Source organism: Blastocatellia bacterium, from assembly GCA_025054955.1.
Lineage (GTDB): Bacteria > Acidobacteriota > Blastocatellia > HR10 > J050 > JANWZE01.
Genome location: JANWZE010000106.1, coordinates 1 through 5,890 on the forward strand (window position 1 = coordinate 1; position 5,890 = coordinate 5,890).

Here is a 5,890-nt window from a genome sequence, read left to right on the forward strand (position 1 = left end):
TGTGCACCCAAGCTCCAGCAGAAACTTCTAGCGGCTCGTTGCCCAACGTTAATCGAGCATCTCCCTGAAGGAAATGGAGCATGGCCGGCACGGCTGCTGTGTGTTCTGAAAGTTCCTGCCCGGCATCAAACCCAAACAAGACAACCTTGATAGAATCGTCGGCATAGACCGTGCGACTCAAGGTACCCTGGCTGGGAATGTCAATCTGCTCGAGCAAATTGGAAATGTACGTATACGCCCCCATTGTGCCACCTCATGGAAAAAAGAAAGGTCATTGTGCAACCCTCATGCCGAAAGGCTTGGCGCCCCACTCAAATCCACTCAAGCATTGGCCAAGGCGTCAGTTGTTGGCGCGAGTCGTTGAGCGCGCCAGCGCCGGACGCTGTGGCATAATCCGCAGTCGCTGCGAATAATGGCGCAGGGTTATTTCTCCACTGAGTTTGTTGGCACGCCGGCGTGGTTGCAGCAGCAGAGTTAACAAAGGGCTGGTCAGTGCCACTGGTCCGGCACGGCAATTGCCATTAAGATTTTGTCAAGAGGCGATGATCTGATGAAAGCTACCAAAACCAGAGAAGCCGTCACGATTCGGCTGGCGACAGCCGAGGACCTGGAGCCACTTGTTCGAATGTATGTGAGTTTTGAACCTAAACTTGAATTTCAAGGCCTGCCACCGGCCAATGAAGAACGGATTCGTCGCTGGCTTGAACCGTTGTTACGCGCCCCCAACAGCCACTTAATCATTGAAACTGATACAGGGCGCATTGTCGGCCACGCGATGCTTTGTCAACAGTCATCTGAGCGGGCGGAGCTGGCCATTTTTGTGCACCAGGATTATCGTCATCACGGATTGGGAGAGAAGTTGATGCAGGCCATTGTGCGTTTCGCCTGTCAATGTTTGCACCTGAGAAAAATTTGGTTAACCGTCGAACTGCTGAACGCGCCAGCGGTCAACCTCTATCAGAAGTTGGGATTTGTCCCCATTTACGAACAAGGCGTGCTCAGCTCTGAGCTCATCATGGAGCGAGAGGTCAGTTGTCAGGTATGCCGACAGCAGCAATGTCCCGTATTCGAGGCGCACATTCCGCTGCGGATCGAACTTTGACTTTATCGCGGCGGGTTCAGTCAAGGAGTCACGGGCAATGAAACAATCGTCCTATGAATCACTCGCTCATCAATCGTCCATGCTCAGGAGCGCGGCCCATGAATAGTCAGCACAGGGCATGAGGCCAACCTCACGACGCGCTCAGCTACCGAACCAAACACCAGATGCCGCCAGCCCGTCAACCCGTGTGTGGCAATGACAATCAGATCGGCCTGCTCTTCCTGAGCCACGCGAAGAATCTCCCCTGCCACATCACCATGACGGACGATGGTCTGCACGGTCACTTCAGGCGGAATATACTTCGCCTTCGCTTCATTCAGCTTGCGTTCGGCATCCGCGTGCAACGCTCGCTCATATTCGGGGACTTCAAAAGCGAAGTTCGGGTCTGGCGGCAGCGGCGGCATCACCGGCACCACGTGCACCAAACAAAGCTGCGCGCCAAAATGCACCGCCACCTCAACCGCTCGCTTCAGGCCTTCGTAGGAAGGTTCACTAAAATCGGTTGGGCAAACAATTTTCTTGAAAGGAATCATCCGGACACCTCCAATGTTGATATTCACGCCTCATGAAACAAACAGGCTCATAACCGGTGTGCCGCACGTGCACAGCGGCAGGATTGGCCGATTATTTTTGAGCCAACGGATGCTAAACAATTCACAATCGGTGGTCAATAGCCAGTCTCACCGAGTCTGCTCACCCGGCCTTGGCCAAATAGCCCATGCCGAAACTGGCCACATCGTTCGTGTGGACGATTGCGACTGAACGCAAGGTTGAACCAGGCTTATCGAGCCAGAAACCCAATAACGCCTGCCAGTGTTGTGGTGGCGATTGGAACGCAGAGTTGAACCAGGCTTATCGAGCCAGAAACGCCACGCCCAAACCAGCCAAGATAATCAATGCAATTCCCGGTGCCATCGCTCGACGAAGCGTCGCAGCGCCGGCGGCCGTGACAAGACCACTTTTGACAATCGTATTCGACATCGTCGCTAACACAATAGCTTGAGCGGCCGTGAGCACGCTCAGGCCGGTTGGCTGGCGGCTCAACTCGGTCATCGAAAGCGTGATGGCATCCACATCGGCCATCCCTGCTACGATACTGGACAAATAAACGCCAACGTCTCCCAGATGAATTTGGGCAGTGTGCGCCACCAACAGGATCAGCGCGTAGAGCGCGGCAAAGGTCAGCGCCGGACGAAGCTCAAACGGGTTGGAATATATGACCACGCCTTCATTAGGCTGGCGATGCGTCCAATACAGGTAGCCGGCATACCCCAGCCCGGCCGCTGCGGCGGCTGTCATCGGTTGCCAGAGGGCGCCGAGCACGGCTCGGTTCAAAATGGTCACAATCACCATGACACGAGCGAACATCATGATCCACGAGAGCAAAATCGCGATGGCGAATGATTGAGCAAAGTCCTTCTCTTTTTGACTGCGTTGCGTCAGACTAAGCGTCACGGCTGTGCTGGAGACCAATCCGCCCAGCAGTCCGGTCAGCGATAGGCCACGACGAGGTCCAACCCACTTGATGAGCACATAACCTAGAAAGCTGATGCCGGAAATCAGCACGACCAGCAGCCAGAGCTTATACGGGTTCAGCACGTCCCACGGCGGCGAGCCATAGGAACGATTAGGCAACACCGGCAACACAATGGCTGTGATGACGGCGAATTTGAGCGTGGCGTAAACATCTTCTCGCGTCAGGTGGCGAACAAACCGGTGCATCTCCCACTTGAGCGAGAGCAGCACCGTGGTCACCACAGCGAGCGCAACGGCGATGGCCACGTGGCCGTGATAACAGAGCGCGCCACACAGGAACGTAATCAGCGCCGAAACTTCTGTCGTCAACCCGATCTCGCCACGGCGGCTGCCAACGACGTAGCCGGCCATCAGCAACGCGCCGATCACGCCCAGCGCGATCATGAATATGACCGGCGCCTTCCAGGTGTCGGCGCTGAGCGCCGCCGCGCAGCCTGCTAGCGCAATCAGCGTGAACGTGCGCACACCGGCTGACATCTCATGCTCAGACCGCTCCCTTGAATACTGGCGCTGCAATCCGATCAGCAGTCCGATGAACAACGCCACACCAAACCGGTAAAATAATTCAATCTGACTCACGGCCTCGCGCTCAATCTCAAGCAATTTGCTAAAAGGGGCCTGTGCTGGACGATTCACGAACCTGCTCCCGCCAATCCAGCGGCCAGCTTCGCGTCTCTTCCCGCAGCATACCGATCAACGCAATGGCAATCGAAACCACGACAGGTCCGATGAACAACCCCAACAACCCAAAGGCTTGAACACCACCCAGCAACGAGAAAAACACCATCAGCGTATGGAGCCGCGCGCGACCGCTAATGACCAACGGTCGCACAATGTTATCAAACAAACCAACGATACCCGCGCCCCAACCCAGTAAGATCAACCCTTTGACCCACTGGCCGCTCACCAACAGGATGATCGAAGCCGGCAACCACACGGCGCCCGACCCAACGAGCGGCACCAACGAGAAGACGGCGGCCACCAAGCCCCATAAAATCGGCGAGGGCAAACCCAGCACCAAAAAAGCTAGCCCCGTGAGCACCCCCTGACCCACAGCCACCGCCAGCACGCCATACACGTTCGCCATGATCATATCGCTCACGCCTTTGAACAGACGCTGCGTGCGCTCGGCATCCAGTGGCAACACAACAGCAAGTTGACGCTTCATCCGCTGCCCTTCACGGAATAAGAAGAACAACGTGAACAGCGTGATGACCGCATGGCCGAGCACACTGGCGATGTTATTGACCACGCTGGCCGCCAGCGCCACCAAAAACGCGCTCACTTGTTGCAGTCGTTGCAAAATTTCGGCGCGCAGATCAAACTCAGACACATCCACATACTGACCAATCCATCCAAGCGGGCGCTCGATCAAGTCAGTGAAATAGGGGCCCCATCCGCCTCCTTCCAGACTGCGTTGCCGCAACGATTGATAGAGTGACCTCAACTCCTCGGTCACGGCCATGCCAACAAGCACGCTCGGCACGACAATCAGCACCACAACAAGCAATGTGGAAATGGCAGCCGCCGCGCTCGGCCGACGAATCAACCGCTCAATACGATCATGAATCGGATAGAAAATGATGGCCAGCACGATGGCAAACAGGATGGGCTTCAAAAATGGCCGCGCGATGAGATAGCACAGATACACCACGATGGTGGTCAACACAATGAGGAAAATCAGTGTGGCCCGTTTCTGAGTCATGGAACCCGCTTCGTTGAGCAGACAAACATAGATGGTTGCGTCAGCCTGTGCAAGAGCTATCAACAGCGGCAGAGAAACATAGATGGTTGCGTCAGCCTGGGCAGCAGCGACGGCTAATACTCACGGACGGCTCAAGCATCAACTCGGCGGCGCGCTACGCTGTTTGTCTGGATCAATCCAGATGCCTTCGGCGATGCCGATGGCTGCCAATTTCTCGCGCAGGTGCTTCAAACACAGCTCCTCATCGTGATCCACAGGCGCGTCAAATCGGTGATCATGTCGGTGAAGGATTTTGATGGTGAGGATGACCTCGGGGCGGAAGCGCCGACGAGGCGATTGATGCACGGCCGCATCGTAGGGCAGAATCTGACAGCGGGCCGTGCTCGCGCTGCCAGCGATCAACCATTGGGCAATTCGCTTCAGTTGATCATACGTTTGATAGCCATGCCGACACGGCGGCGACTCACCCGCCGCCTGACACTGATGAACGCCGCACAGCTCAACCTCAAATCCGACCTGCCGCCTGGTTTGCCCGACCATCAGCCATTCCGGCCACACTTCATAACACACACGATACTGCCGAACAATGTGACGAAGCTCATGGATAGTGTCATCAGACACAACTTGGTCAGTCATAGCGACCTCACCATCTGATGACGATCCGAGAAGGCGAATGGCCGCGCCGATTCATCATGTCCATCATCATCCCGTCACATTGTGGCTCATCCTTGGGCGCATCCACAACGTGGAGTTTCAATGCAATCCGACGGCAAGGGCAACGTCACACTGTGGCTTACTCTCGCCGGCATCCACAACCTACATCAATTGCCTCTGAACATGCGATGCGCAGGAGCCTGTGGCTGGCGCTCAATCTGCGTGTTCTCAATCCGCAATGCACATGCAGGACGAGTTCAATCGTCGCTCAGGCGGTGTGGCCAACGTGGGAGACATTGGCTCCTGACCTTGAAAGAGCAGGCTAATACCAATAGCCCGAAGAAAGACCAATGGCATGACACGAATTGCGGTGAAAAAGACCACGTTTCTGTCGGGGCGTCGCTACCTTGAAAGAGCAGGCTAATACCAACAGCCCAAAGAAAGACCATTGGCATGATACGAATTGCGGTGAAAAAGACCACGTTTCTGTCGGGGCGTCGTTGTGTGGGCACCTGCAGACGTGTGGTGTTTCGAATCCAGCGAGCCTCAAGCGGCGGCGGCAGCCGCCCGCCAGCGGGTAGCCAGACGTGCAACGTCTGGGTGGACGCCATCCCCAATCCCTCGCGCCCTGAAGGGGCGCCTCCCCGCTTTCCCATCGGCTCGTTCATTCTGTCTAACTCGCTGGCTGCGAACGCGCACGTCTCGGCGCGTCTCCAACGCGCTATTCTGGTTTGCTCTGCTCCCCAGACGTTTCACGTCTGGCTACCTTCTTACGCGCCGCTTGCGCGGCCCCCGGCAACGCGATCATTTGATCTGCGCTTCCAGACGTTTCACCTCTGGCTACCTTCTTACGCGCCGCTTGCGCGGCCCCCGGCAACGCGATCATTTGATCT

Annotated in this window: 6 protein-coding genes; 1 reads left to right on the forward strand and 5 read right to left on the reverse strand. The window is 56.3% G+C overall.

Annotation, left to right across the window (positions count from 1 at the left end; all coding sequences use genetic code 11):
* On the reverse strand, positions 1-244 hold a 244-nt coding region (locus NZ823_13535; GenBank protein ID MCS6806146.1), incomplete at its 3' end, for a cupin domain-containing protein.
* A 306-nt stretch (positions 245-550) separates the two neighbouring features.
* On the opposite strand from NZ823_13535, the gene NZ823_13540 reads away from it, so the two are divergent.
* Positions 551-1,102 carry a GNAT family N-acetyltransferase gene (locus NZ823_13540; GenBank protein ID MCS6806147.1) on the forward strand — a complete coding sequence of 184 codons (552 nt, stop codon included), beginning with the start codon at positions 551-553 and terminating at the stop codon, positions 1,100-1,102.
* 83 nt (positions 1,103-1,185) lie between these two features.
* Here NZ823_13540 and NZ823_13545 read toward each other — a convergent pair whose 3' ends face one another.
* The 4 genes from NZ823_13545 to NZ823_13560 form a co-directional block, all read right to left on the reverse strand.
* The gene (locus NZ823_13545; GenBank protein ID MCS6806148.1) at positions 1,186-1,635 is read right to left on the reverse strand and encodes a universal stress protein; all 450 of its coding nucleotides are present in this window, start codon (positions 1,633-1,635) and stop codon (positions 1,186-1,188) included.
* A gap of 319 nt (positions 1,636-1,954) precedes the next feature.
* Positions 1,955-3,274 (reverse strand): MgtC/SapB family protein, encoded by a 1,320-nt coding sequence (locus tag NZ823_13550; protein ID MCS6806149.1) that lies wholly within the window; start codon positions 3,272-3,274, stop codon positions 1,955-1,957.
* Positions 3,246-4,343: an AI-2E family transporter gene (locus tag NZ823_13555; protein MCS6806150.1), complete on the reverse strand. Its 1,098-nt coding sequence runs from the start codon at positions 4,341-4,343 to the stop codon at positions 3,246-3,248. The genes NZ823_13550 and NZ823_13555 overlap by 29 nt, the downstream gene beginning before the upstream one ends.
* Before the next feature lie 138 nt (positions 4,344-4,481).
* Positions 4,482-4,979 (reverse strand): hypothetical protein, encoded by a 498-nt coding sequence (locus NZ823_13560; GenBank protein ID MCS6806151.1) that lies wholly within the window; start codon positions 4,977-4,979, stop codon positions 4,482-4,484.
* Positions 4,980-5,890: the final 911 nt, after the last annotated feature.

Excerpts from the sequence above, each read along its gene's own strand:
- NZ823_13540 (MCS6806147.1), top strand. The coding sequence starts at position 551 with ATGAAAGCTACCAAAACCAGAGAAGCCGTCACGATTCGGCTGGCGACA.
- NZ823_13545 (MCS6806148.1), bottom strand. The coding sequence starts at position 1,635 with ATGATTCCTTTCAAGAAAATTGTTTGCCCAACCGATTTTAGTGAACCT.
- NZ823_13555 (MCS6806150.1), bottom strand. The coding sequence starts at position 4,343 with ATGACTCAGAAACGGGCCACACTGATTTTCCTCATTGTGTTGACCACC.
- NZ823_13560 (MCS6806151.1), bottom strand. The coding sequence starts at position 4,979 with ATGACTGACCAAGTTGTGTCTGATGACACTATCCATGAGCTTCGTCAC.